The organism is Stutzerimonas chloritidismutans AW-1, from assembly GCF_000495915.1.
GTDB classification, from domain to species: domain Bacteria; phylum Pseudomonadota; class Gammaproteobacteria; order Pseudomonadales; family Pseudomonadaceae; genus Stutzerimonas; species Stutzerimonas chloritidismutans.
In genome coordinates this window covers 57,870-81,885 of the sequence record NZ_AOFQ01000005.1, presented here as the reverse complement: position 1 = coordinate 81,885, position 24,016 = coordinate 57,870, and the positions used below count along the sequence as shown (strand labels likewise).

The window sequence follows — 24,016 nt, the reverse complement described above, 5'->3', positions numbered from 1 at the left end:
GCGCAAATGGCGCATAAGAGTCACCTCCTTGCGGTCGTGGCCGTGATCGCTTTTCAGCGGCGCCTGCTTCGCCCCGGCCATGGCAGTTCTCCCGTCAATTCTGCCAAGCCTCCATCGTCTTCGACACGTGCGCCGAAGCGGTTCACCTCAACCTCCGGCAAATCGTCGCTGTCGAACCATAGCAAGGAGATGGTGGTATCGGTGCGCTGGTAATGTCTTGAAAGTTCCCAGAGGTCAAGGCCCTTTTCCCAGTTGTCGAACCAGACGTCCTGTGAAACTTCCCCCGTCTCAGTAGCGCTATTCCCTGAAGAGCGGATTCGGTGAGCCACGGAGCCTGCTGGAATGACCGACCTGGGAGGTATCCAGGCCCCTGCTTGCCGCAAGGCCGTTGAGCGTGCGGCATACCGCACCGCACCGCGCTCCATGGTGACGAATGCGCACGGCATATCGCTAAGACTGGCAAACCTTGACGCCGCTGCAGGGAATGATGTGCCGAACAAGTCGGCCATGTGTTGGATGAGATCCAGGGAGGGCTCTTCCTTGGGAACAGCGGAGAGCCATTGCTGATAGGGCATCAGCAGTTCAGCGGCAAACGTGTCGCAGGCGATCTCGTTCGGATGTCGCTTTGCATAGGACCATGACGGCACCTCGTCGTGACTTGATTCCAAGCCAAGCACGATATGAGCTATTTCGTGGCAGACAGTGAAGCGCTGGCGCTCTTCGGTTTCCAGCGAATTCACAGTGATGATGTGCTTTCCGTTCGGCTTGGTAACGGTATAGCCAGACTCCCCCTCGTCAAGCTCATCCTTCTTGACCTTGGCGTTAGCCGCGGTCACATACGGGGACAGGTCTTCTCGGATGTTCGAAACATCGACTCTCGCGGCAAACGCGCGCGCTCTCTGCCTGACATCCGCCTCGTCCATGTTCAGTCGTCCTCGTCGTCGTCGAAGGCCTTCTTGATTCGGGCGATGAGCGTCGCGGGGTCAGGCCTCGCATTTCCCCGATGCCTGACTCCAGCCGCGGCCGAAAAAACATCGATGCTGATCGAGGGATCTTGTAGCACGAATTCAACAAGGCTTGGATCAGCGTCTGCGTGGTCAACCAGCCACATCACGAGTGCGGCATCTCTTTCTCCCGGCTTGAGAACCTTCAACAGCTTCTCAACCAAGTCTTGGGATGGGTTTGTCTTCTCGCCTGTTTCGAGGCGGTGGACATAAGCATGATCAACTGACGATAGCTGGCCGATCTCACGCAGGGAAAGGGTTCTGCGTTCGCGTAGCGTCTTGAGGGCGACGCCTAGGCCTGTTTGCGGCATGAGTTCTGATCCTTGCGGTTGCGGGAAGAAGGGCCAAGCCCTCTGTTGCCCTCCACGTCCGGTTGATGTTCAGAGGTGCACGCCGCACGCAAGTTGCACCGGCACACGCGCTCTGATACATTGTTGTCCAGCCAGACAACGGATGCAGGTTTTACGCCTGCTCCAGGTTGGATTGGCTTGGCCTTCCTGTTGTCTGCGTGAGCAACGAATTGTGCTACAGCGGGCGGCCGTTGACAACCCAGTCGAGCGGCTGGGTCTTCGATAGTTCCACTGTAGGAGAGCCATCATGGCAGGCAAGAATCAGCATGTTGTTCCTCATCAGGACGGTTGGGCCGTCAAGGGAGCCGGCAATCAGCGGGCGACCTCCGTGCACGACACGCAGCAACAGGCCATTGACGCAGCGAGGGGTATCGCACGCAACCAGCAGTCCGAACTCGTCATCCATCGTCCGGATGGACGTATCCGTGACAAGGACAGCCACGGCAACGACCCCTTCCCGCCGAAGGGTTGAAGCGCCATGACGGGCATCCCTACCTACCATGTGCTCGCCCTGTCAGGGGGCGGTTATCGCGGCCTGTACACCGCCACGGTTCTCGCCGAACTCGAAACCGCGCTGGGTCGTCCGATCGCTTCGCACTTTGATCTGATTTGCGGCACATCGGCAGGAGGGATGCTCGCTTTGGGGCTGGCTGCGGAAATTCCGGCCCACGAACTCAAGGCACTGTTTGAAGAACAGGGCAGCCGCATCTTTGGTTGCCGCAGCCTTCCACGGCAGCTTCTTGGATTCTGGTTGACCGCAAAGCATGACCCAGCGGGATTGAAGGAAGTGCTGACCGAGCGCTTCCAAGGGACCACGATAGGCGACCTGAAACATCGTGTTCTTGTGCCGGCAGTCAACTACTCGACGGGACGTGGGCAGTTCTTCAAGACACCGCACCATCCATCCTTTGAGCTGGATCACCGCATGAAGGTCGTTGATGTGGCATTGGCGACTGCTGCCGCGCCGGTCTATTTCCCTCTGGCGCGCAACGACCGCGGTGTCTTCGCGGACGGGGGGCTGGTGGGCAATGCCCCGGGCCTCTTCGGGTTGCACGAAGTCAAGACGTTCCTGGCGCCGAAACAGGATGCGCTGGTTCGGGTCCTCGCCATCGGCACGATGACCATCGGTGCGACCGTTCGCGGCGGCGCCAGCCTCGACCGCGGATTCGGCAAGTGGCGTGGGGGACTCTTCGACCTCGTGATCTCCGCCCAGGAGTCGTCGGTGGACTACATGCTGCGGCAGGCGCTGGGCAACAACTACTTCCAGATCGACGACAAGGCGACACCGGATCAAAGCAAGGACGTGAAGGCGCTGGATCGGGTTTCCATTGGCGCCACGAACACGCTCAAGGATCGCGGCAACCACGCGGCGCAGCGTGCGCTCGGCGATCCTCTTTTCCAACCATTTCGAGCGCACCAGGCCGGCGCTCCCATCTTCTATCACGGCCCCAACAAGAATGTTCCGGAGGCCGCATGCTGAACTTGAGCCCACTCTTCTTCACCACCCTTGATGACGAATCCTGCATGCACGACGAGCTGGATCTGACGCCTGGGCAGCGCGCCTGGATCGCCAGCGCACGCACTGACGTCAGGGACTGCCTGCGCACAGGCATCCCCCGCGTGCTTAGGGCAAACGGATACACGGAAGACGTGCCACAGCCGCGCTTCTTCACGCAAGGGTCGTGGGCATACAAGACGCTGAACGCCCCGGCACAACACCCTCAGCAGGCGGATGTCGATGATGGCTGCTATCTGCCAATGAGTTTCGTCTCGCAGACGAAGCGTCCCAGCACTGCGGCGACGGTGTTCTTTGCCGCTGCGGAAGAAGCATTGAAGCCGCTGGTCGAGGAAAGGCGGTGGAAGCTTGTCACCGACAAGCCGACATGCATCCGCATCGTCATTGCTGCGTATGCCCACATTGATATTCCTCTGTACGCCATTCCCGACGAGGAATTTGTCACGCTCGCAAAGGCTTCGATGGAGCGATATGGCTACGACTCGCTGACGGAAGCGGTGAACATGGCAGAGCGCGATGCCTGGACCGCGCTGCCGGCTGACAAGGTTCTCCTGGCCCATCGTGAATGCAACTGGATGTCCTCTGACCCGAGGCCCGTGAAGGAATGGTTCCTGGGCGAAGTGGAGGCCAAGGGGGAGCAGTTCCGCCGCGTGGTTCGTTACTTGAAGGCGTTCCGCGATTGGAAGTGGTCCAGCGGAGGACCTGCCTCGATCCTGTTGATGGCCGCCGCGGCCCCGCTCTTTGAGAAACGCGATAGGCGCGACGACCTCGCTCTGCTGGATGTCGTCGCGGCACTGCCAGCCCGGTTGCGTGGGGGAGTGAACAACCCCGTGGAAGAGTCCGAATCGCTCACGGAGCGACTTGGCCAAGCGGGTGTCGAAGATGCGGCCATAGCATTCGAAGAGTTTGAGAAGGTGCTTCGCGGAGCAACCGGCGCCGGCAGTCCTTCACAGGCCTGCATCTGGATGCGAGGCGAATTCGGCCCGCGTTTTCCGAACGAGCCGGATCGGGTCAAGGTGGTGTCCGTTGCCGCCACCATTGCCGCGGCTCCCGCTACTGCTGGTCCTAGCGAACTCATCGGACGAACGAAAGCTGGATGAGCAGCGCCGCAGCGGTCGCAGACGTGATCGAGGCCTTCAAGCAGCGAGGCTTCGCGTTTGTTGGCAAGACGGATGACGGCTGGTTCAGGCTGCACGGGCGGTTGACCTCGCCCCAAGCGGACAAGGGTTGTCCGTGCGAAGTCCAGCTCGACCCCACGTTCTTCGACTTGCCTCGCATCCGGCTGCTGGAAATCCCTCCTGAGCTGCCCGCAGCGGTTCCTCATCTTGGCGCAGATGGCGGGCTTTGCTATCTCGCCAAGGGCACCGTCGTTCTGGACATCTACGATCCTGTCGGACAGTCGCTGGCGTGCCTGCAACGCGCGGCCGTCGTGTTCGGGCAGATCATGCAGGGGGAGATGATCGAAGACCTCGCGGAAGAGTTCTTCGCCTATTGGCGCGGCTGGCATTGTTTCGTGGACATGCAAGGCGAGGATCTAGGGCGACAGAACTGCATCGTCGCGCATGCCAATGGGTGCCCCTTGTGGTTCATCACCGACAACGAAGATCGAACAACTGAAAAGCTGAAGTCGCTCGGCTACCAGGTCACCGATAGAACGGTGCTGACTTACCGAGTAAAGACCGGTGCTCAACCGCGCCCTCTGACTAGCAATTGGCCTCCTGAAACAGTCGGGGATATCCTGGCGTGGCAGAGCACTCTTGATCCCCGGTGCCGGCGCAAGATTCACGAGCGTATCAAGGAGGGGGAGAGGAAGAAGGCCAACGGAGTTCTGATCGTCATCGAGTCTCCGCTGATGACCTATGGCTTTGCGGTTCTCTACGACCGCCAAAGTCCTGTCCAAAAGAGCAAGCTCGCAGATCGCAGGGATTCGAGCTATGGGTTGAAGGTGGTGCCCATTTCGGTGATCAGAATTGACGATCGGTACCTTGCCCAGCGGAACATGCCGAACTCAAAGACGCTTGCAGGGAAGAACATCGCCGTCGTTGGATGCGGCACGATTGGTGGCTATCTGTCGGACATGCTTGTCAAGGCTGGGGCGGGGACATGTGGCGGAAAACTCACGTTGGTGGATTTCGATTGCTTTCTCCCGCAAAACATCGGGCGCCATCGCCTCGGATTCCCGGACCTGCTGTCGAACAAGGCCGAGGCTATGGCGAAGGAACTCAAGCGCTTGGCGCCAGGCGCCGAGATTCGCGCGCTGCCCGTGGATGTCAGGCATGCCCAACTGGGAGAGCTGGACCTGCTCATAGATGCCACCGGGGAAGAATCTCTCGGGCATTGGCTGTGCGGCCACTATCCGCCTCCGACGCCCATGCTTTCGGTCTGGATCGAGGGGCCGGGAACGGCTGTCCGTGCGCTCCTGAGGACGAAAGCATCTGATGCGTGCTATCGATGTCTTTGGCATAGCAACAGAAGAGGCGAGTTCCGTTCTATCACTGATCCTCTTCCTGCCATTCTGGCGGGGCATGGATGCGAAGGCTTGTACGTGCCATTCCCCGCTTCGGTGTCGGTGCACGCTGCCAGCCTGGGCGCTGAGATGACCCTCGATTGGGTCAACGGCGTTTATACCCCCGCGTTACGAACCAGGTTGATCGACCGCGCACAGCAGCTTGCCACACCCGATTGCGATCCGCCGCGGGATCGGGAATGTCCCTTATGCAATTCATGAGTTCTTGGGCGGCCGACGACAACAGAACGCTGCTGCATTTTTCGAAGTCCACGCTGGAGACCTTCCGCCAGCATGTCCAGGCCAGTGATTCTGACTGCGAAGCTGGCGGGCTGCTACTCGGTTCGGTCCATGGAACTCACATGCTCATTGAGCATGCAACGGTTCCCACGGCATGGGACAAACGGTTTCGCTACCTGTTCGAGAGAATGCCATTCGGCCACGAAGCCATTGCACTGGCTCGATGGACGGCGAGCCAGGGAACCATCCGCTATTTGGGCGAATGGCACACCCATCCGGAAGACAACCCCAACCCGTCTGGCCTCGATAGATCGGAATGGAACCGTCTGTCGGCCAAGCGTCGGGATAAGCGACCAACGCTCGCTGTCATTGTTGGACGAAGTGCCATGTATATTGAGTTGGTGCCAAGTTCGGGCCAAGGATCAGTATTTTCCCCTGTGGAATAGCGACACAACAAACCAATGTCGTCCCAGCGTGCCGCGATCGGGCTCGCGGGCAACGCAGTCGCTGGGCCTCCGGCAGCTTCAATCGTTGTAGACAAGCTCACCACAGGCCCCAAATCTCATGCTCGAAAGATATCCACCTTGGTTTCAAGGCACTTGCGCAGACTCAGATCGTTTGCACCAACCTCGAACCATCCCCCTGGCTTCTGGTAAAAATCCAGTCCACGGCCAATCTTGATGATCCATCCGTTATCCAGTCTGATTTCGCGGTCATGGATGTTCGGGTTGAGCTTCACCTCTAGCTCGACATCTAACTCCAGCAGACTTTGCTTCAGCTCATCGAGCTTTTCGGCGATGTCGGCCAACTGGGTCTTGTCGTCGTAGCCGGTGATTAGGCTGATCTTCTTCACGGTGCCAGCCTTCAGTACCGTCTCGCAGAAGCGCACGAAGTTCTGAATCTGGTGCTGTAGCCGGATGTACGGGTCTTCGATGACGACGGACTTCGCGCCTTGCAGGTAGGGGCCGAGGATCGACTCATAGCTGTACCCGGTATCGCCATAGAGGATGGTGAAGTGCTGTTCCTTGAGCTCGACCGATGACGGAGCAACCACCGTTGGTGCCGGAGCAGGCTGTACCGGCGCCACTGGAGGTTCCACTGCTGCAGCAGGCGCCGGCTGGGCGACGGGCTGCACTTCGACTGCCTCAGCAGGCTGGCCATCCGCCTGGCTCAAACGACGACGAGCCGGTTCTTGCGTCGCGGGCGCATCCTTCGACTCCGGGCAGAAGACCACCACTTCCTCACCGCTGGCCTTGAAGTAGGACAGGTTGATGCGCGCAAACTCGTCATCCGGCTTGCGCTTGTTCATCTGCTCTTTGACACGACGGCGGCATTCCGTCGCATAGGCCACGTATTCCTCGAACTCTTCGTCGGTCGGTGGCCCATTCGGATGCAAGACCTTCAAGAAAGCGCAGACGGTTTTCTTGATGCCTTTCTCGTCACGCCCCTCAATCGACTTACCGAGCCGGATGCGCTTGCTAACTTCTTCGTAGCGGTTCGTGTGCTTGAACTGGTAGTGGAAGGCCTCGGCCAGGTAATCGGTGATGAATCCGTAATTACTGGTCAGGAACTCGCTGCTGTTCTTGGGCATTTCCCAGCCCGGGATGTACGCGGCGAAGCGGTCCATCACGGCCAGGTCGAGCTCTGGTGGCAAGGGCTGAAACAGGTCGTGCTCGTTGGAATTGACCACCTGCTGCACAGACACATCGATGTTGCCGACAAAACTCAGGCTGGCATCGGCGATGACTTCGGCCCCGCGCGAAAAACGTCCGTTAGCCATGAAGTCTTTCATGATCTGGATGGTGTCCGGGTCTTTGACCTTGATACCGCCAACTTCGTCAAAGGCCACCGTGTCCCAAAAGCCGACCAGGCCCACCTTGCGACGCGCGTTGTTATAGAACAGTGTGGCCTTGGTCGCCTGGCCACCCGAGATCAGCGTGGCGTAGGGCGAAAACTCGCTGAAGAAGTAGGATTTGCCGGTGCCGCGCGGGCCCAGCTCGATGTAGTTGAAGTTGGGCTCCACCAGAGCGGCCAGCCTGGCGATGAAATGCATCTGAACGCGCTTCGAGAGCTTGTTGGGCTCCAGACCCACAGAGCGCAGAACCGCCGCGATCCACTCATCTCGGGTGAAGGCTGCCCGGCCTTCTGCATAGCGGTCAAAGTCGAAACGGGTCAGTTGGATCGGGCGCAGGTCCTCGATGGAAAACGCGTAGTCGTCCTCATCGATGTCGTTGTGCGCCAGGGTGACTTCGGCCCAAATTCCGCCTTCCAGCAGTCTGTCGTTGTCACGGTAGAACTTCTCGCCGATGGCGATGCGTTGCGAGTTGAAGTTCTCCAGCGATGCCCAGTGGCGCTTTTCCTTTTCGACGTAACGGACATGGACCTTGTCGATGAAGCGATGCTTGCCCTTGGTGGCCACCTTGGACTGAGCGGCATTGGCTTCGTCGGGGCGAACGTAGTTCTCCTGCAAGGAGGACAGCACCGCCTCCATGCCGGCATCCATCTCCGCCTGGTCGTTGCTGGCGCAATACTTGGCGAGCAGGAACTCCAGGACGAACGTCGGGACGTTAGTGCCTTTTTTGATCCGATGCAGCAAGTCCTTGCGAAGAACTTTGCCGTCGAACGTGGCGTTTAGTTTTTGGTCGAGTTCGTCCATAGGGCTCACTCCGTATAGTCGGTTTCAAGCGCCAGATTGCTGTAGGCCGCCAGAGTCGTCGGGTTCAGCGCTTTGACTGCGAACTTGCCTCTGAACTCATCATCCATCCGCAGCGCAATCTGCTTGCGCTGGCCTGGCATCAGGGTCACGGTTCTGGTCGCGGGATTCACATCGCCGCCTGGGCGCGGCTCTCCCACCACATTGCCCTTGCCATCCTGCGCTTCCAGCAATATCTCCACGCTCATGTCTTGCGAGAACATATCGTCTGTCACCAGTATCACTTCGATGACCGGCAATCGCGTAGTTATTCGTTTGGCGCCGTTCTTGTAGCTCAGCTCCACCACCACCTTGCGCAATTCCGCATGGGTGGTGGTATCCAGCCTGGCCACCAGCACCGGCACAACGGCCTCGGCCAGGGATGCCCCGCCGTGAAAATACAGGTGCCCCGAGCGATAGGGAGCCATGCTGCGCGGTAGTGCCACTTGCGTGAAATCACCACGAATGCCGACCTTCTCGGCGCTGACGACCAGGCTGTGACCATCGGCGGTGCCGTCGCCCAGCATCATGCGGTCATGGGCATTCACCGGCCATTTCCCTTGCGGTTTCACGCACACATCGCCAGCTTCCGCTTGCGCATTGAGGAAGAAGCCATGGTCGGTGACGATGACCGCCTCTTTGAAGCCCATGCCACGCAGCTTGTGTAGCGCGACGCGGATCAGCTTCAGCGTGCCAGGGATCAGCCCTAGCGTTGTCTCGGGGTTGCTTTCCAGTTGGCTGTCGATTTCCGTGGAGCGCAGCACCAGCAGGTCGACGGTTTCGGCAATCTTTGGCTTACCGCGAACAAAGTCGTTCAGCGGCATTTCAGCGAACCGGTCGCCGTACCGCTTGGCCAGCACACCCATGCGTTGCGGGACATTGCTCACCGGCGCCCCTGCCAGTTTCGGCACCAGGGAATCGTTCTCCAGCGATAGGGTCAGCCCCGTGCGAGCGCCCGGCAGCAAGCTCGCCATGCCCACCAGGGTAATGGTCGGTAGCTGCGCATAGGCCGCTTGGAGCTCGACGGGACCATCCTCCGCCAGCAGCTTTTCGAGGGCCACGCCCAGCTCGTAACGCAGGGCGTCCACCATCAGGTAGGCCACATTGCGTCCGCTTTCCTTGAGTCGATCAGCCACCAGCCGATCAAAGGCATCGGCATTGGCGAGGCGCCCCGTGGGTGGCCAACCGGCGGACTCAACGTGCTTCACAAACACGCCCTGAACCTTCTCTGCCAACCGGCGATAGCGCGCCCGTGCTTGGCTGATCACTTCATGCATCAAGCCATGTGGGTCAAGGAAGTCACCCGCCGCTTGCTCAAACTCGCGCTGCAGACGGTCTGCTTCACGCAGGCTGCCCAGGTAGAAGTCGATCAGATCCGCTTGCGAGCGGGCATGATCCGGTAGCTGGCGCTCAAAATCGTCGCAGGCCTCAACCAGGCTCAAGCCAGACCGCACCAACTCCCACTGGGCCTGGCTTTCGCCCTTGCCGAGCCATACCGAACTCTTGTGACGGGTCAGCACTCGGCGTGTGGCATCGGCGTCGCCGCTGACAATGCCCTTGATCGCCGTGCGCAGGAAAGTCCGTTCCTCGAAGGGGAAGGTGTCGCGCTCGCCCAGGTCTTCAATCGCACCACAAAGATCGGTCAGATTGAGTTCAGCCTCGATGGCCTCGGCACGTTCGATGTATGCCGCGCGTGATTTGGGGTCACTGCGCAGCCGGTCGCACACATCCTCGACGATAGGCCTGGCTTCCATCGGTGCGTGTGGCACACCCTTCAGGGTCTCCGGCAGTGCCACCGGCAAATCAAACACAAACTCGCTGAACAGCACGTAGCGCCACAGCTCATCCGCCAAGGCAGACCACGTCTTGCCGCGCGTCTTCACGCTCAGGCCCAAGGTAGCGCGGAGGAAATCGCGCGCCTCTTGCACCCAGCCTTCCTGCCCCTTGAGTGCTTCGGATTGACTGGTAGTGGGTGCCAGCAGTGCGGCCAGAATTTCGCGCCCCGATTCCACCCGCAAAGTGGCTCGCAACTGCGGCCAGCTCACGCCGCCGCCAATGGCATCGATCACCGCGAAGGTCGGCCCAGAGGGAGAAGTCGCAAACACCTGCCGAATCTCAGTGGCGTGATCCGGCCTCGCACGTAGGCACAGGCTCAAGTATTCATCGCCATCATCTTGCGGGAACACCGCGCCGCATTCTGCGTACAGGGCGAATGGATCAGCTTGCTTCTGCTCGTCGGTTTCCGGGCGTTTGGTCGGCACATAGATCAATACACCTTCCAGCGGCGCCTTGGGCTGACCCACATCGCGCAGTGCCTGCAACGCTGCCTCACGGCTTTCGATGCTGCTTTCAGACGCATCCACCACCCGCACCTTGTCGGCCGCCAAGTCGAAACACTGCTCGCGGTAGCGCCTGTCAGCGTCGTAGACCACCAAGGCGCCTGCCTGTTTCAGGCGCGGCCGCAGCACGCTTTCTCGAATGAATTCCGCAATCGTCATTTGTCCTCCCGCAGGCTCAGGATGGACATCACCTCCTTGAGCATCTTGTCTGTTCGCGCCGTAATGGCGGCCTCGTTCCAATCATCTCGGCTGGCCAAGTCGGCATTCAGGTACAAGCCGTTGCGGTAGCCAATGAAATCACCCTGATCGTTCTTGCGATCGCGCTTCTTCAAGAATTCCATCGTGCCGAGCTTGGAGTTGTAGCCACTCAGGGTCAGGTTGCCGAGCTGGTGCGCACAGCGCTCGCGAATGGCAGCCGCAGTGCCTTTCTGGTTCCCTTCGAGCATCGTCACCCAGCCCGGCCCCAAGTTTTCGGTCTTCGGCAGGATGTGTTCGACGGTAAAAACGGGGCGATCATTGGCGTCATGCACCCACAGGTCGCGTTTGTTTTCACGGGTTTGGTGTGTCTCTTCCAGCTTGCAGAGCATGAACCGCGTGGCGTCGTAATTCTCCAGGTACACATCGCCCTTGAGGCGCGACTCGCAAACATCTTGTGGGGCTGCCCGTCCCAGCAACCAATTACTGCTCTGCTGGATGAAGCCGTCCAGCGCCGTGATCTCGCCACTGCGAATCTGCGTCAGCAGGTGGCTGACCAGTTCCATGAACATCGGGTCGAGTTCACGGGTCGGCGGCATGTCGGTGAGGTTGCGCCAAAAGAACCACTTGGTGAGCAAAGCGGCCAAGCGGCTCAATGCGTCGCCCTCATTCCACTTCTGGCTCTGCGCCACCTGGCTGGCCCACAACAAGAATGCGTAAGCCGGCGCGGCTCCTAGGCGCTGCAGGTCTTGCAAGGCCGCTGCGGCAGCGTCGCCCCATTCCGCGCGCGCCACGGCGGGGTTGAGCAGTGCCGAGTAGGTTTTGCCCTTGGCTTGCAGCGCGCCGAACAGCCAGACCGGGCGCTTGCGCAGCAGGGTGTCGTAGATGGTGATCAGGTTCGAGCGCGTGGCGCGGGTGCAGCCTTTGACCTCGACCCGCTTGAGGTACTTGAACATGTTGTACAGCTGACGCAGAAAGCGCTCCTGCACCGCCGGGTCGGGCAACTGGTCGATCAGGTCTTTCCACTCGTCAAACGCTCGGTCAATGCCGTAGTCCGGGCGCTTGTCCAACTCGGCCAGCAGGTTGTTCTTGATGATGTCGATGGCCGAGAGCGGGATGCCCCGGTTGTTGATCGACTCGAACAACATGAATGCGTCGGAATGGCTACGCACCTCGATCTTGACCAGCATGGCCGCTTTGAGCTTTTCCAGCAGGGCCAGTGCGCTGTCCTGGCTCAGCCCTTCCAGTCGCTCACAGAAGTAGCGGTAGGCGCGCGCAATGCGGCGGTTTCCGAAATTGCTCAAGCCCTTCGGCGTTTTCACCTGCTTGGGAAACAGATCGCTCAGCACCTTCTGGAAATCTGTCTTGTTCTGCGCTTGCTCGCTGGGCTCCAGACGCCACTGGCCAGAAGTGCGGACGAAGATGCGGCTTTCCAGGTTGTCCAGCTCCACCAGCAGACGGCGATCCGGATTCGGAATGGCATTCAGCTTGTCGTAGAACGCACAGAACAACAGGCTGATGGTGGTAAACCGCTGCTGGCCGTCGATCAGCTCAAGTCGGCCACCGGCCATGCCATCTTGCTGAGTGTTCACGCAGATGATCGAGCCCAGAAAGTGCCCACTGGGCGACTCCTCCAGGTCATTGAACAGCGCATCCCAGTTCTTTCCGCCCCACACGTACTCGCGCTGGTACTTGGGAATGAAGAACGACGTCGTTCCATCGGGGCTGAAATAGAAGCTGACCGGCAGCGCTTTGACGTCCTGAATCATTCATCGCCTCCGGTCTTCTTTCTGCCACGTGTCTTCTTCGGTGCTACCTCGGGCTCAATGTATAAATCCTCCAGGCCATGCGCGATGGCGAGCGACTTGTCGGTCTTGCACTTCTCGCGAACGCGCTCGGGCCAGTAGTTCATCGCCAAATGCGCCCAGTCGTAGTCACCTTTTTCCAGCTTGGCCCAGGTGTCCTTGAGCACCTTCTGCCAGGGCTTGTGACGGAACAGCGGCCACAGCGGCGCGGCGCTGATCTGCACGCCGTCGTCGTGGTTGGGCTTGTAGGTGGGCGCAAGCTTGAGCAAAGTGTCGCGCAGCTCGATCAGCTCCAGCTCGAAGGCTTGCAATGCCTCGAACTGCTTTTCGTCGTCGCGGCTGCGGGCAGAGCCCTTGTTGCGCAGCGCCGTCACGTCAGCGCCGACTTGTTTGAGCTTGGGTTCGACGAAGTCGTTGATCGCCGTGTAGAGCGTCTGGCTGGTAAGACTAGGGTAATAGACCCACAGGGTGTAGCTGCCCGACGTGGTGGACAGCGGCCAGTAGATAGGCGCTTTGCGGCGGCTCTTGGAGTAGCGCTGCAGATGGAAGGGGAAGAAGTCGCGCTGCAGCCACCGGCGCACATCTTCCGGCACGGGCACCTCGACGCGAACGAGAACTTCCTCAATCAAGCGAGCAAGATCATGCGGGTGCCCATGGTCGTCAACCAAGATGCCCGGGTGCGCATGGAAAGTTGCAGCACCGTCCGGGAGCATTCCTGGGCTCTTGGCGGGTAAGGGATCAAATGGTTCCGGCTCTGCTGGTGTCGCACGCTCACCAGTGGCCAGGCGCCAGTCGAAGCGTCCAAATGCCACACCGACAGCCCAGCTCAATAAGCCGGTTGTGTGGTCGATGGGCACGACATTTTCTTCGTCATCAGATTCATCGTCCCTGCTGCCATCAGTAGCCTCCTCGCTTGATGAGCCCTGACTGGCCAGCGCTTCGGAACGATCAGCATCGCTGAAACCATATAGGTCAAAAGCAATGGCGTCGATCTTAAACTGGATGGAAGTGAGCTCCGCCTGGATGGCGGGTGGGTCGTAATCACCCAGGCGTGAACGTAGTACCGCAGGAAGCTCGAACGCATGTGATATTTCTTCTGTAACATCAAGCTTTCGCTTTAGTGACCATGCGCTAAAAGCGAGTGTGACGAGCTCTTCTCTCGCTTTCTTGTCATCTTTTGGGACTGGCATTCTTTGAATCGCGCCAACTTCATATTTCCCAAACGAAACAAGAAATCGGACCATGAATCGAAACGCAGAAGAATTGCAGATAGCTAAAAGTAGCAATAAGTCATCGTTGGTGTCATTAGCAACGAAGGCAGATGGACCGACATCTGCAAAGATGCACCCGGCGGGTAACGCACGGACAGAGAGACCAATTTGGCTCCTTCTCGGCCAAGTAAGCCCAGGGCGACCATAGTAGGAACTATTTTTGGCAACAAATTCCCAGTTGCCATTTATATATGGATACCTCCGGCAAATCCCTGCCTTTATTTCTTCACCAGATTTTTTCCAATTTACCGATAGAAAAATATCTTGATAAAAGGCACCAAAAGAACCTCCCTTTGCAAAGCCATGCCAGCCCTTGGCTTCTCCGCCCAGCTCCCAATTAGCGCGCACAAAGCGAAAATCTTCAGCGGTAGATAATCCCTGCTTTGCAGATCGTCCATCATTTTCAAAAGCATTCAACCTTTGAAAGGTTTGTCTAACTGATTCACTAACCCAGTATGCAAATGGCTTTCCAGGCACGCTATCAAAGGCTGAAGCATCAACCAAGAACAAACGCGCGTCAGATTCTCCCATTCGTATTTTGTTGGCAATTTTTTGAAGATCAGTTTGCTTCTCGTTGCTAGTTAGGAGTCTTATAAAATAAGTCATGCCTGTTTCTCCAGAACATACGCAGCAGCCTCAACCATAGCATCATCCATAACGCCAACACCAAGATCAGCAACCACCTTAGGGACACTCTGAAGAAGACTTCCTGATTTGGCAAAATACCCCGATCCTACCCGCCGAGTAGCCCGATGAAGCAGATGACTTTCTCCGACGCCGAGTACGCCGGCAAGCGCAAGCAGACCCGCAAAGAGTTGTTCTTGATCGAAATGGATCGGGTAGTGCCATGGAAGGGTTTGGTTGCCTTGATCGAGCCCCACTACCCCAAGGGTGAAGGCGGACGTCCGGCCTATCCGCTGATGGCGATGCTGCGGGTTCATTTGATGCAGAACTGGTTTGGCTACAGCGATCCGGCGATGGAAGAGGCACTGTACGAGACCACCATCCTGCGGCAGTTCGCGGGGCTGAGCCTGGAGCGTATCCCCGACGAAACCACCATCCTCAACTTCCGTCGCCTGCTGGAGAAACACGAACTGGCTGCTGGCATCCTGGCAGTTATCAATGGCTACCTGGGTGACCGTGGCCTGTCGCTGCGCCAAGGCACCATTGTCGATGCCACATTGATCAATGCACCGAGCTCGACCAAGAACAAGGACGGCAAACGCGACCCAGAGATGCATCAGACCAAGAAGGGCAACCAGTATTACTTCGGGGCCAAGGCACACATAGGTGTCGACGATGAATCGGGTTTGGTGCACAGCGTGGTGGTCACGGCAGCCAATGTCGCGGATGTCACCCAGGTCGATAAGCTGCTGCACGGCGAGGAGAACATGGTCGGCGCAGACGCCGGTTACACCGGCGTCGAGAAGCGTCCCGAACATGAAGGCCGCGAAGTCATCTGGCAGATCGCGGCCCGCCGCAGCACTTACAAGAAGCTGGATAAGCGCAGCGCGCTGTACAAAGCCAAGCGCAAGATCGAGAAGGCCAAAGCCCAGGTGCGCGCCAAGGTCGAGCACCCGTTCCGGGTGATCAAGCGTCAGTTTGGCTACACCAAGGTGCGCTTCCGAGGCCTGGCGAAGAATACGTCGCAGATGGTTACGCTGTTTGCGCTATCGAATCTGTGGATGGCTCGCCGACATTTACTGACCTCTGCAGGAGAGGTGCGCCTGTAATGCGAGGCATAGCCGCTGCGAGGTGCTCGCAGCGGCTCAAGCATCGAATTGAGCCGGCGACTTGATCGTTTTTTGATCATTATCCCGCTTTAAAATCAGCAGTGCCTGAAGTCAGTCAGAAAAACTCGACTACTTCAGACCATCCTTAGGCTGAGCAACGCCAAGAGCAATTTCTTCTCGCCATTTTTTGTAATCGGATAGGTAAAAGCAGGCGCGTGATGTAATTGCACCAATTAACCCCCCGGAGCGGAGCATTCCTATTCCTCGCTCCACCATAATTGCCAGCAGATCGTTCTTGCTGCGCGGATAAGCTTTGGCAAGTTGATCCTTGGTATTTGATGCCAGCGCGCCGAACGGTGGATTCATCACCACCACATCAAACATTTCACGACACAGATCGATAAGCCGCAGGCCCTGGAGAGCATCCTGGGCAAACAAACGTCCTTGATATGTAGATTTCGCTGCTTGGGCGAACTCGGTGAGCGCCGTGCGCAGCCTTGCCTCTGCTTGCTGCCAGTTCTCCTGCTCCTGTTGGGCAAACAGGCCAGTGCCCTTGCCCACATAAACCTGGCGAATCAAGTTTGGTAGCTCGCGTTCAACCTGGAGCAGCACTCCGAGCTCCGGCAGGCCCTTGAGCAGTTGCAGGGTCTTCTCGAATAGCTCGGCGTCGCGCTTGTCGAGGGTGGCGGCAAACTGCTGGCGCAGCTCACGCTCTGCCGGCGGCGCAATGGCGGCAACTACATGGCCTCGCCCAATCGGCGGGCGGTCTTTGGCCTTCACACCGGCATCGTGCCAAGCACGCTGCGCTCGCAGCCACAGTGCCAGCGATGCGATCTGCGCAGCGCGCGGATCGATGTCCACGCCATAGATGTTGTGTTCGATGATCAGACGCGGAGCGTCGCGCAGAAATGCCGCCTCGTCCTCGTAGGTCTGGCTCAATGGCTTGAGCGCAGCCTGGGGCTGAGTCGATACATCTAGCGAGCCGGGGCCCTGCTGTTGTTCCCAAGCCCATGCTTCTCGGTAGATCTCGGCGAACAGATCGAAGGCATACAGGCCGAAGTGCATGGAGCCGCAGGCCGGGTCCAGCAGCTTCAGGGTGCGCGGGTCACGCAGCTTGGTGGCGGCTGGTGGCGTTTCGTCCGGCTTCACCAGCAGGTATTGGCAGCGATCGCGCAGGCCGGTGGCCCCGCCCGTGGCGTTGAACCACAGGCGCCCCAGAGTGTTGTCCACCAGGAACTCGACTACATAGCGCGGCGTGAAGAACTGGTTGCGCACGGCCAACTCGCGGCTGTTGCGCGGCGCCTGTGACGCATCGCGCATCGCCTTGCGCTCTTCTTTGGAGTTGAAGTACTGGTAGATCCAACCGATGGTTTCGTCCTCGCTCCACAGCGGGGCGATGCCGGCATCGTTGATCAGGTTCAGCACTTGCAGCAGCGCGGCTTCGCGCGGGAACAAGCGGCCCTGGGGCGAGTAGCGGTCGAACAGGCCCGGCAGGTCTTGGGCGAGCTTATCAAACACGCTGAACAGGTACACGCGGTAGGCATCGCCGGTTTCGCCCAAGCCGGTGCCGGCCAAGCGCGCATAGAGCTGAAAGCCCTTGGCCTGAAAGCCGTTGCCCACCGACTCGACCAGCAGTCCACGTGCCTCCGCCATACGCAGCGCCGCCAGTCGGTTGAGCACAGTGAAGGCCTGCTCACGCACGATGCGATCCAGCCCCTGCGTGGCGTTCATGTCGCCACTGGCGGTGTAGTGCGCGAGGGTATCGCGCAGGATGCGGGCAGTTTCGCGCTGGGCATCGTTGATATGGCGCAGGCTGACCAGCTCCGCCACGGTGCCCGCGTTCGGGTCCATGCCGTAGTCGTTCTGCAGCTGGCGGGTGAACTCCTCTTCCAGCACCCGGCGCGCGTCGTTGACGAAGCGCTGCAGGCGGTTTCTTGTTGTTTGGTCGAATGCCATCAATCGATTCCTATTGTTCTGTGCCTGCTTGCAGTGAACCGGGTGCTTGCCAATCCTGGCCAAAGTGAGCGCGCAGGCTCTCGATGGCGGGCGGCAAAGCGCCGTCGCAGGTCACGCCCAGGTAGGTGGCCGCACGCGTGGTGCCCACGTACAGGTATTTGTCGAAGAGCGCTGGATGCAGTGCGGCGAGTTGGTCAATGCCCACGAAGAACACCGCTTCGAACTCCAGGCCTTTGATGTGTTGGATGTCGAACACGCGCACGTTGCTTTCCTGGCCCACCGCCTGACCCTCGCGGCAGGCAATGACCTGGATGTTGTGTTCGGACAGGGCTTCGTTCAGCGCCTCAGCCACTGGCGCCACATCGTCTTCGGCATTCACAAAGATGGCGGTGGACGGCAGCTGGCCGACGAAACGCTCAATCTCTCGGATGCGATCTGCCAGCCAACTGACAACGATTGCTGTGTCCGTTGCGTGCTCCAGGAGCGCGGGCGCTACGCCACCACTGTCCACATGCGCAGGCAAGCTGACGTTCTGCTCGGTGCCGCCGACAGCGCGAATCATGGCGCGAGCCAGATCGTTCAGTTGCTTGCTCTGCCGGTAGGAGACAGTGATCTCCTTGATGTCGAAGTCGGCAAAGACCCACTTCATTTCATCGGCGGAGCGGGCACCCCAGGTGGTCAGGCGCTGGTTGAAATCGCCGCAAGCAAAGAACGAGCGCAGCCGTGGATGCGCCAGGGCGGCCATGCAGGCAAGCTGGATAGGCGAAAAGTCGGTCGCTTCATCCACCAAAACCTGGTTGCGGTAGTGCCCCAGGATGGGCTGGAGTGCCGACCAAGCGGGGCTGTCGATATCGCGCTGCACGTTGGGCCGGCTGATCAAGTCGCCTGCGGCGCGCAGGATGGCGAGCAGCACAATGTCCAGTTCGAGCGGATGGATATCGCGGGCTTCGAAGCCTTCGTTGCGATACCAGCTCCCGGCTTGCTGGCGTTCGCGCCGGAACGCGCGGTAGCGCTTGGGAATGCCGTCGAGATAGCGCTTGACCGGGTTCACGAAGCGGCGCGCGTTGGTCTGCACCAGTAGGCTCGCACCCACCTCCGCGCGATCGGTTTCCGTCAGGCCGCGATCGGCCAGCCACTCGATGATTTTGCCGTTACGCGACGTCTTGCTGACCGCACGCTTTGAGGCTGCAGATCGGGCTTGGGCTCTCACCGCTTGCATGTAAGCGGTGAGAGCGGCGGCACGACCGGTGCGCGGTGCTGTGGTGTCTTCTTCCTCATCAGCATCAAGCTCGTCTTGTTCGTCGGCATCGATGGTCTGGGCTTGCTGCAGGCCGTCGATGAAGCGCGCCAACTCATCCAGAAACGCCCGGTTGCGGTTGAGTTGGAGATTGAGCGCGGCTTTGATCTTGCCGTCAGTGTCTTCTTTCAGGCTGGCGACGAGCGCCTGTACTTTGGGGAGCTCGGCTGCCAGCGATCCGAAGGTGGACGCCAGCGCGCCATCGCTTGCTTGCCTCAGGATGCTGTGCAGCCGCTCGCCCAAGCTCTGGACTTCTGGCGCCTTGGCTTCGCGGAGCATATTGGCCGCTTCATGCAGCTCTTGCACGTAGGCGTTGCGCTGCCATGTGTTGAAATCGTCGAACCACTGAATCGGGCGATCCAGCGCCTCTGCGCTCAAGCTTGGCAGGCTGTCTTTCAGGACAAAGGTGCCGCCACCCGATGCGGTTCTGAGGACGCCGAAAGCGTTTCTGGCCAGCTCGCGCCGGTAGTCCTGCCAGGTTCTGATGCGCAGATCGGAGGCTGGAACACCTTCACGGGCAAAGGCCTCTTTGAGGTACTGCTTGAGCAATTCGGTGGGCGTGAACATCAGCCAACTGTTGGCGTGCGCAACGCCCTGGGCAGTAGCCACCATTTCAACCAGACGTTGTTCGCCTTCTTCCAGGAAGGCGGTGTCGAGCTTCTGGCCAAGGCGGCGGATCAGGGTTGTCGTCTTACCCGTGCCGGGCGGGCCAAGAATCAGTAATCGCTTGTCGAGGGGAAGACGGAAAATCTCATCCTGGTATTGATCCAGAACGGGCTGATCGCGCAGCCCCATCTTGGTGATGACGCTGCGGCGCACGCCGTCGATGATGTTGGCCTTGACGGTTTCTTCGGCCAGCAGTTGACCCAGGAGGTCTTCGGTGACTTCTTCTCCGGCAACCTCAGTCAGTAGCGCCCTCAACGACTCGATCGTCAGTGGGCCGAAATGCTCGGCTTCCACCACCGTGTCGCGCGAATCCCAGCCATCGGCTAGTGCGGCGGCCATCGGCTAGTGCGGCGGGTCGGAGTTGGGCGCGCTCCAAGACCTCGACAACGGTGCCATTGGGCAGGGTGAATTCAGCCCCGATCGCCAAAGAGGCCAGACGACCAACTGGGGCGCGATAACTGGCCAGATTCTGAAAACCCGAAACCGGCGTGGTTCGACAGATGTAATAGGTTCGCTCGTCGCCTTCCTCATCCACGACAACGACACGGGCGATCGCAGGCTCAGCCGCCAAAATCTGGTAGCTCTCTCGGTTGGCCTGGCTGATCTGATCCAGTTTCTGGATGGCCGCACTAGACGTCATCGTATTGACGCTCGCCAAGGAATCGGAGCCCAGCGTTCGCCCATCGTGCAGATTGCGTTTTGCAGCTGTAGCGATGCTGTCGAGCTGGGTGAGCGCCTCGCCGGCGACCTGCTCGATGTGTTGCCTGGATTCGGTGGTCAGCTCCATGCTTAGCTCCCACCTGTTCCAGGCTGTTCACCCAGGACAAGAGACACTTCGATCTCGGCATACAGCGCGAGCTGAGCCTTGATTTCGTGGAGCTGTTGAATCAGCGCGTCGATGTCTGCCGCCGAGGTCATCTTCACCGGCACGGCGATCGACTTGGTGAGCTTGGCGGGGCCTTTCTCGCCTGTCTTGGCCCGCTCTTCCTCCATGCGCTGGCGCAGGCGCTCCTGGCCCTGGCGCTGGATCGACCGCTTCAGGTCGTCGAGGGTGCTGTTGATGTCGTAGTCGCGGGCCAACAGCTTCTTGAGTCCAGCCAGATCCTGCGTTGCTGCCAGGGCGAGCCCGTCCAGCCGGTTCACGGCGTTGCCGCGCTCCTCCTGGGTGAGTTCTTCCCACTCGGGGATGCGCTGCAGATCCTCGACACCTTCTTTCAGGCGCAGCTTCTGCTGGTCGGAGAGCGTGATGACTGCATCGCGCACGCGCCCTTTGAGATGGGTGAGCTGTGAATTGAAGTCGGCGGTGTGTCTGTAGAAGTCCTCTTTGCCCAGGCGCTCAGACAGAGTTCCCAGGTCTTCGGCAAGTTCGCGGCGCAGCTCCCCCGGCACGCCGGTGTCCGGCAAGGCCTCAATGTCACGGCGATGGGCTTGAAGATCCCGAAGGGTTGCATCGAGCCCGTTATCGAGTACGCGCTTCACTTCGAGCGCCCACTTGAGGTTGTCGTAAATGGCGGAGGTTTCTGCGCCCAACCGCTGAGGCGCATCGGAAGCGTCTGTGAACAGGACGTCGGCAATGTCCTGGTTCAAAGTACGGATGCGTTCGCTACCCGCCAGCCCAAGGCCGCTGAGCTTTTCGGCCAAGGAGCCGTAGTCGTGCTGGAAGCGCGGGAAGTGCTTGGCCGCCGCCTTGCTGATCTCTTGCTCAAGCGGGATCACCATGTCGCCCACCAGTTCGGTGAGCCTTTCAGCGGCACGTCCGAGCGTTTCGATGGACGGGCGCTCGTCGCGCAGCGCGACGCCGATTTGCTTGAAGGAGTTGTTGGTCTTGAGCGCGTCGATCGCCTGTTGCCCAGCAGCTGTGACCTCACGACCCGAGACCTTGAGCTTGATTTCGCCGGCCATCAGCATGGCGGCCACGATGTAGCGCGTGGTATCGGGTGACCAGCCAAACGGATCGTTGCTGAAATCGTCGAGCAGGCGCTTGCCATCGACGGTACCGCGCTTGTCGATGTAGTCGCGGATGCTGATCATCGCCTTGTGGTCGGTCTTGAACGAGGCGCGACCGGCCACGGTTTGCACCAGGCCGAGCGGGTCCAGCGCACTGCTGATGGCTGCGGGGTTGGCGACCTTCAGGAATTTCTCGGCGGTGTCGGTTCCGGCACGTACTGGGGCTTCTACGTACCGGTCGAACACCTGGTCAGCTACGTCGGAAAGCAGCTTCTTGGCGGCCTCCAACAGGTCGGCATCCAGCGCCGATACCGCCGTTGCCTGCCCACGGAACACAAATGAACCTGCCTGCAGGGTTTGCTTGATTTTGCTCTGGAGCTGGGTAGCCAGCTTGGCAGCACGGTCGAGCTGGCCGGTGCAGTAGTCCTTGACCTCTTGGTCAGGCTCGTTGCGATGCAGTTCGGCGATGCGCTGGCAGCGATAGATTTCGTTTGCCAGATCGTCGAGATCAGAGTTGGAGCGCGCCAACAATCCAATGACATTCCTGCCCGCCCGACTGCGGGAGTCATCCAACATCCGATTCTTGGCGGTCTCGTAGTCGCTGGCGGGCACCAGTTCCACGATGGTTTGAATGGTGCTCTGATCACCGGCCAGGCTGGTGATGGCGCTGCCGGCCTGGACCTTCAGGCCCGTTGCGACGGCCATCGTACCGTGGAGGCTGACGCGAGGCAGCGGATCGAAGGACTCGCGCAGCGCATCGTTGAAAATGCGCTTCACATCCACGGTGCGCAGTGCAATGGCACCGCGCTCCTGCTCGATATCCCGCAGCTTCTCGCTGAGGAACACGAGGTTGCCATCCTTCTCACCCAGCGGCACATGCACGTCGTTCAGCATCTCTTCGACGGCTTTCTTTACCGTATCAAGCTGCGATGCTGCAGTGATGGACGGGTGCATCAAACTGGCGACGTTCTGCACCGACACCGGCAGGTTACCGAGGATCTGCAGTACGGCGACGGACTTGGCAATGTCCTGATGGAGCTGCGAATCCGGGAAACGAATCTGTACCTTGCCAACCGCCTGGTGAATGGACGTGAAGGCGCGGCGGATGTCTTTTTCCAGTTCGTCGTACAGCGTGACCGTGGTGGCCAGCCAGCCCACAGGCTGATCGGCCATGGCCTTAGAGCCGCCTTCGCCTTTCAGGACATCCTGGATCACCTTGATCGCGGAGCGCAGGCCGATGCCGCCAGTGGACTTGGCGAGCGCGCCCAACAGGTGCAGCAGGATGTCGAAATGCGCCGGCAGGAACGGGTAGAGATTGGTGAAACTCTCTTTGCTGAAGTCCGCGTCGTAGTACTTGGCGTCTTGCAGCTTGGTGTTGTGTCGCAGTGCCTGGCCGTGGGCGTCGAACAGCTTGCCGAGTTCGGTTTCACCCGCTGGTGATTTGCCGAGCAGACGGCGATAGCAGATCTCTTTGATGTCGCTCGATTCGAGGTCGATCTGGATCGGGAAGCGGTCCTTGAGCTTGTAGAGCTTGTCGGAGTTCAGTGCGGCGCGTGGGTCGTCCTCAGTGAGGGTCTGCTGCGCAGTGGAGATGATCCAGACCTTGCCATCGCCGAGCCGCTTGAGGTTCTTGGCCAGGCCATCGAGGTTAAGGATAAGGTTGTCGCGCGAGGCCACGTACTGCCCCACTTCGTCGACGATGAAGATGATGTTCTGCTTGCCGCTCTTTTCGCGGACGATGTCGATCATCTCCTGCACGCGCTGGTCTTCGAACTGGAAGAAGCCCTCGGTGCTGGACGAGAATGACTTGGCCTCCGGGAAGAGGGCCGGGTACATCTCATGGGCGATCTTCGGGATCAAGCCATCGATGGCCAGTGGGTTGTTCTGCACGCGAGCCCAGGTGGCACCTGGCAGCGCCTGGGCTATGCGCTCATGGAGTTCGGGCGTGCGGCCGTCCTTCTCGACCATGCGCTCAAAAGCGGCAACCTTCAGGTTGCGCGAGTAGCCGGCCCACTGCAGCACCTTGAAGTAGAGGACGGTGGAGACGTCTTCCATCGTGGCGCCGGCAAGCATTTCACTGGCCAGATCCAGCATGACCACAGCAGCCGGGAAGCGCTTCGCTACCGTGCTGAGGAGCGCCTTGGTCTGTGGCTTGTGCAGGCGGTCCTGCAGGTAATTGATGAACGGCGTGCCGTCGATGGTGCGCTGATCGTCAAACGCCAGGCCGAGGTACTTGGTGAACGAGCTCTTACCGGAGCCGTAGAAGCCTGAGACCCAAACGCCCACCTCATTTTCGCCACCGGACTCCATCGCGATCTGCATGCGATCGAGAAGCTTGCGGAACTGCTCCTCAATACTCTCGGTGACCACATATTCGGAGATCTCAGCCTTGAGGCGGCCTTCTTGCGAGGCGCCATAGGTGATGACCTTCTCGATGGTCCGGTAGATGTCCTTGCTTGGATCGAAGAGTGAGCGAATGGTCATAGGTTTATCCCAGGG

At 59.6% G+C, this 24,016-nt stretch carries 16 protein-coding genes; 6 read left to right on the top strand and 10 right to left on the bottom strand.

The window, feature by feature from the left end; genetic code table 11:
* Positions 1-53 precede the first annotated feature (53 nt).
* Positions 54-923, bottom strand: a complete 870-nt coding sequence (locus tag F753_RS27015; RefSeq protein ID WP_023443904.1) for an ImmA/IrrE family metallo-endopeptidase — start codon at positions 921-923, stop codon at positions 54-56.
* A 2-nt stretch (positions 924-925) separates the two neighbouring features.
* Positions 926-1,315 (bottom strand): helix-turn-helix domain-containing protein, encoded by a 390-nt coding sequence (locus F753_RS27010; RefSeq protein WP_017462926.1) that lies wholly within the window; start codon positions 1,313-1,315, stop codon positions 926-928.
* A 286-nt stretch (positions 1,316-1,601) separates the two neighbouring features.
* On the opposite strand from F753_RS27010, the gene F753_RS27005 reads away from it, so the two are divergent.
* From F753_RS27005 to F753_RS26985, 5 genes are read left to right on the top strand one after another with little or no spacing between them, the layout of a single operon-like run.
* A complete protein-coding gene (locus F753_RS27005) occupies positions 1,602-1,826 on the top strand; it encodes a DUF2188 domain-containing protein (RefSeq protein ID WP_010792149.1) in 225 nt (74 codons plus the stop codon).
* Positions 1,827-1,832: 6 nt separating this feature from the next.
* Complete coding sequence (locus tag F753_RS27000) at positions 1,833-2,834, top strand: CBASS cGAMP-activated phospholipase (protein ID WP_023443903.1); 1,002 nt, start codon at positions 1,833-1,835, stop codon at positions 2,832-2,834.
* The gene (locus tag F753_RS26995; RefSeq protein ID WP_023443902.1) at positions 2,828-3,970 is read left to right on the top strand and encodes a CBASS cGAMP synthase; all 1,143 of its coding nucleotides are present in this window, start codon (positions 2,828-2,830) and stop codon (positions 3,968-3,970) included. Before F753_RS27000 ends, F753_RS26995 begins: the two co-directional genes overlap by 7 nt.
* On the top strand, positions 3,967-5,598 hold the full coding sequence (locus F753_RS26990; RefSeq protein ID WP_023443901.1) for a ThiF family adenylyltransferase: 1,632 nt from the start codon (positions 3,967-3,969) through the stop codon (positions 5,596-5,598). Before F753_RS26995 ends, F753_RS26990 begins: the two co-directional genes overlap by 4 nt.
* Entirely contained in the window at positions 5,586-6,062 is a 477-nt protein-coding gene (locus tag F753_RS26985) for a Mov34/MPN/PAD-1 family protein (protein ID WP_023443900.1), read from the top strand. The genes F753_RS26990 and F753_RS26985 overlap by 13 nt, the downstream gene beginning before the upstream one ends.
* Positions 6,063-6,178: 116 nt before the next feature.
* On the opposite strand, the gene brxL is transcribed toward F753_RS26985, so the two are convergent.
* The 4 genes from brxL to F753_RS0124595 are packed head-to-tail and all read right to left on the bottom strand — an operon-like array spanning position 6,179 to position 14,524.
* Complete coding sequence (brxL, locus tag F753_RS26980) at positions 6,179-8,272, bottom strand: BREX system Lon protease-like protein BrxL (protein ID WP_023443899.1); 2,094 nt, start codon at positions 8,270-8,272, stop codon at positions 6,179-6,181.
* Between the two features lie 5 nt (positions 8,273-8,277).
* A complete protein-coding gene (locus F753_RS26975; protein WP_245218614.1) occupies positions 8,278-10,887 on the bottom strand; it encodes a PglZ domain-containing protein in 2,610 nt (869 codons plus the stop codon).
* Positions 10,803-12,611 (bottom strand): DUF262 domain-containing protein, encoded by a 1,809-nt coding sequence (locus F753_RS26970; RefSeq protein ID WP_023443897.1) that lies wholly within the window; start codon positions 12,609-12,611, stop codon positions 10,803-10,805. The genes F753_RS26975 and F753_RS26970 overlap by 85 nt, the downstream gene beginning before the upstream one ends.
* Entirely contained in the window at positions 12,608-14,524 is a 1,917-nt protein-coding gene (locus tag F753_RS0124595; protein ID WP_031297138.1) for a BREX-1 system adenine-specific DNA-methyltransferase PglX, read from the bottom strand. Before F753_RS0124595 ends, F753_RS26970 begins: the two co-directional genes overlap by 4 nt.
* Positions 14,525-14,670: 146 nt before the next feature.
* Between F753_RS0124595 and F753_RS26965 the strand changes: the two genes are divergently transcribed.
* Positions 14,671-15,651 (top strand): IS5-like element ISPa52 family transposase, encoded by a 981-nt coding sequence (locus F753_RS26965; RefSeq protein ID WP_021209969.1) that lies wholly within the window; start codon positions 14,671-14,673, stop codon positions 15,649-15,651.
* A gap of 129 nt (positions 15,652-15,780) precedes the next feature.
* On the opposite strand, the gene F753_RS26960 is transcribed toward F753_RS26965, so the two are convergent.
* The 4 genes from F753_RS26960 to brxC form a co-directional block, all read right to left on the bottom strand.
* Positions 15,781-17,607 (bottom strand): Eco57I restriction-modification methylase domain-containing protein, encoded by a 1,827-nt coding sequence (locus F753_RS26960; RefSeq protein ID WP_023443894.1) that lies wholly within the window; start codon positions 17,605-17,607, stop codon positions 15,781-15,783.
* 10 nt (positions 17,608-17,617) lie between these two features.
* Complete coding sequence (locus F753_RS49905) at positions 17,618-18,169, bottom strand: ATP-binding domain-containing protein (RefSeq protein WP_245218616.1); 552 nt, start codon at positions 18,167-18,169, stop codon at positions 17,618-17,620.
* 1,636 nt (positions 18,170-19,805) lie between these two features.
* Positions 19,806-20,357 carry a hypothetical protein gene (locus tag F753_RS49800; protein WP_209320141.1) on the bottom strand — a complete coding sequence of 184 codons (552 nt, stop codon included), beginning with the start codon at positions 20,355-20,357 and terminating at the stop codon, positions 19,806-19,808.
* 2 nt (positions 20,358-20,359) lie between these two features.
* Positions 20,360-24,001: a BREX system P-loop protein BrxC gene (gene brxC / locus F753_RS26950; protein ID WP_023443891.1), complete on the bottom strand. Its 3,642-nt coding sequence runs from the start codon at positions 23,999-24,001 to the stop codon at positions 20,360-20,362.
* Between the last annotated feature and the right edge of the window lie 15 nt (positions 24,002-24,016).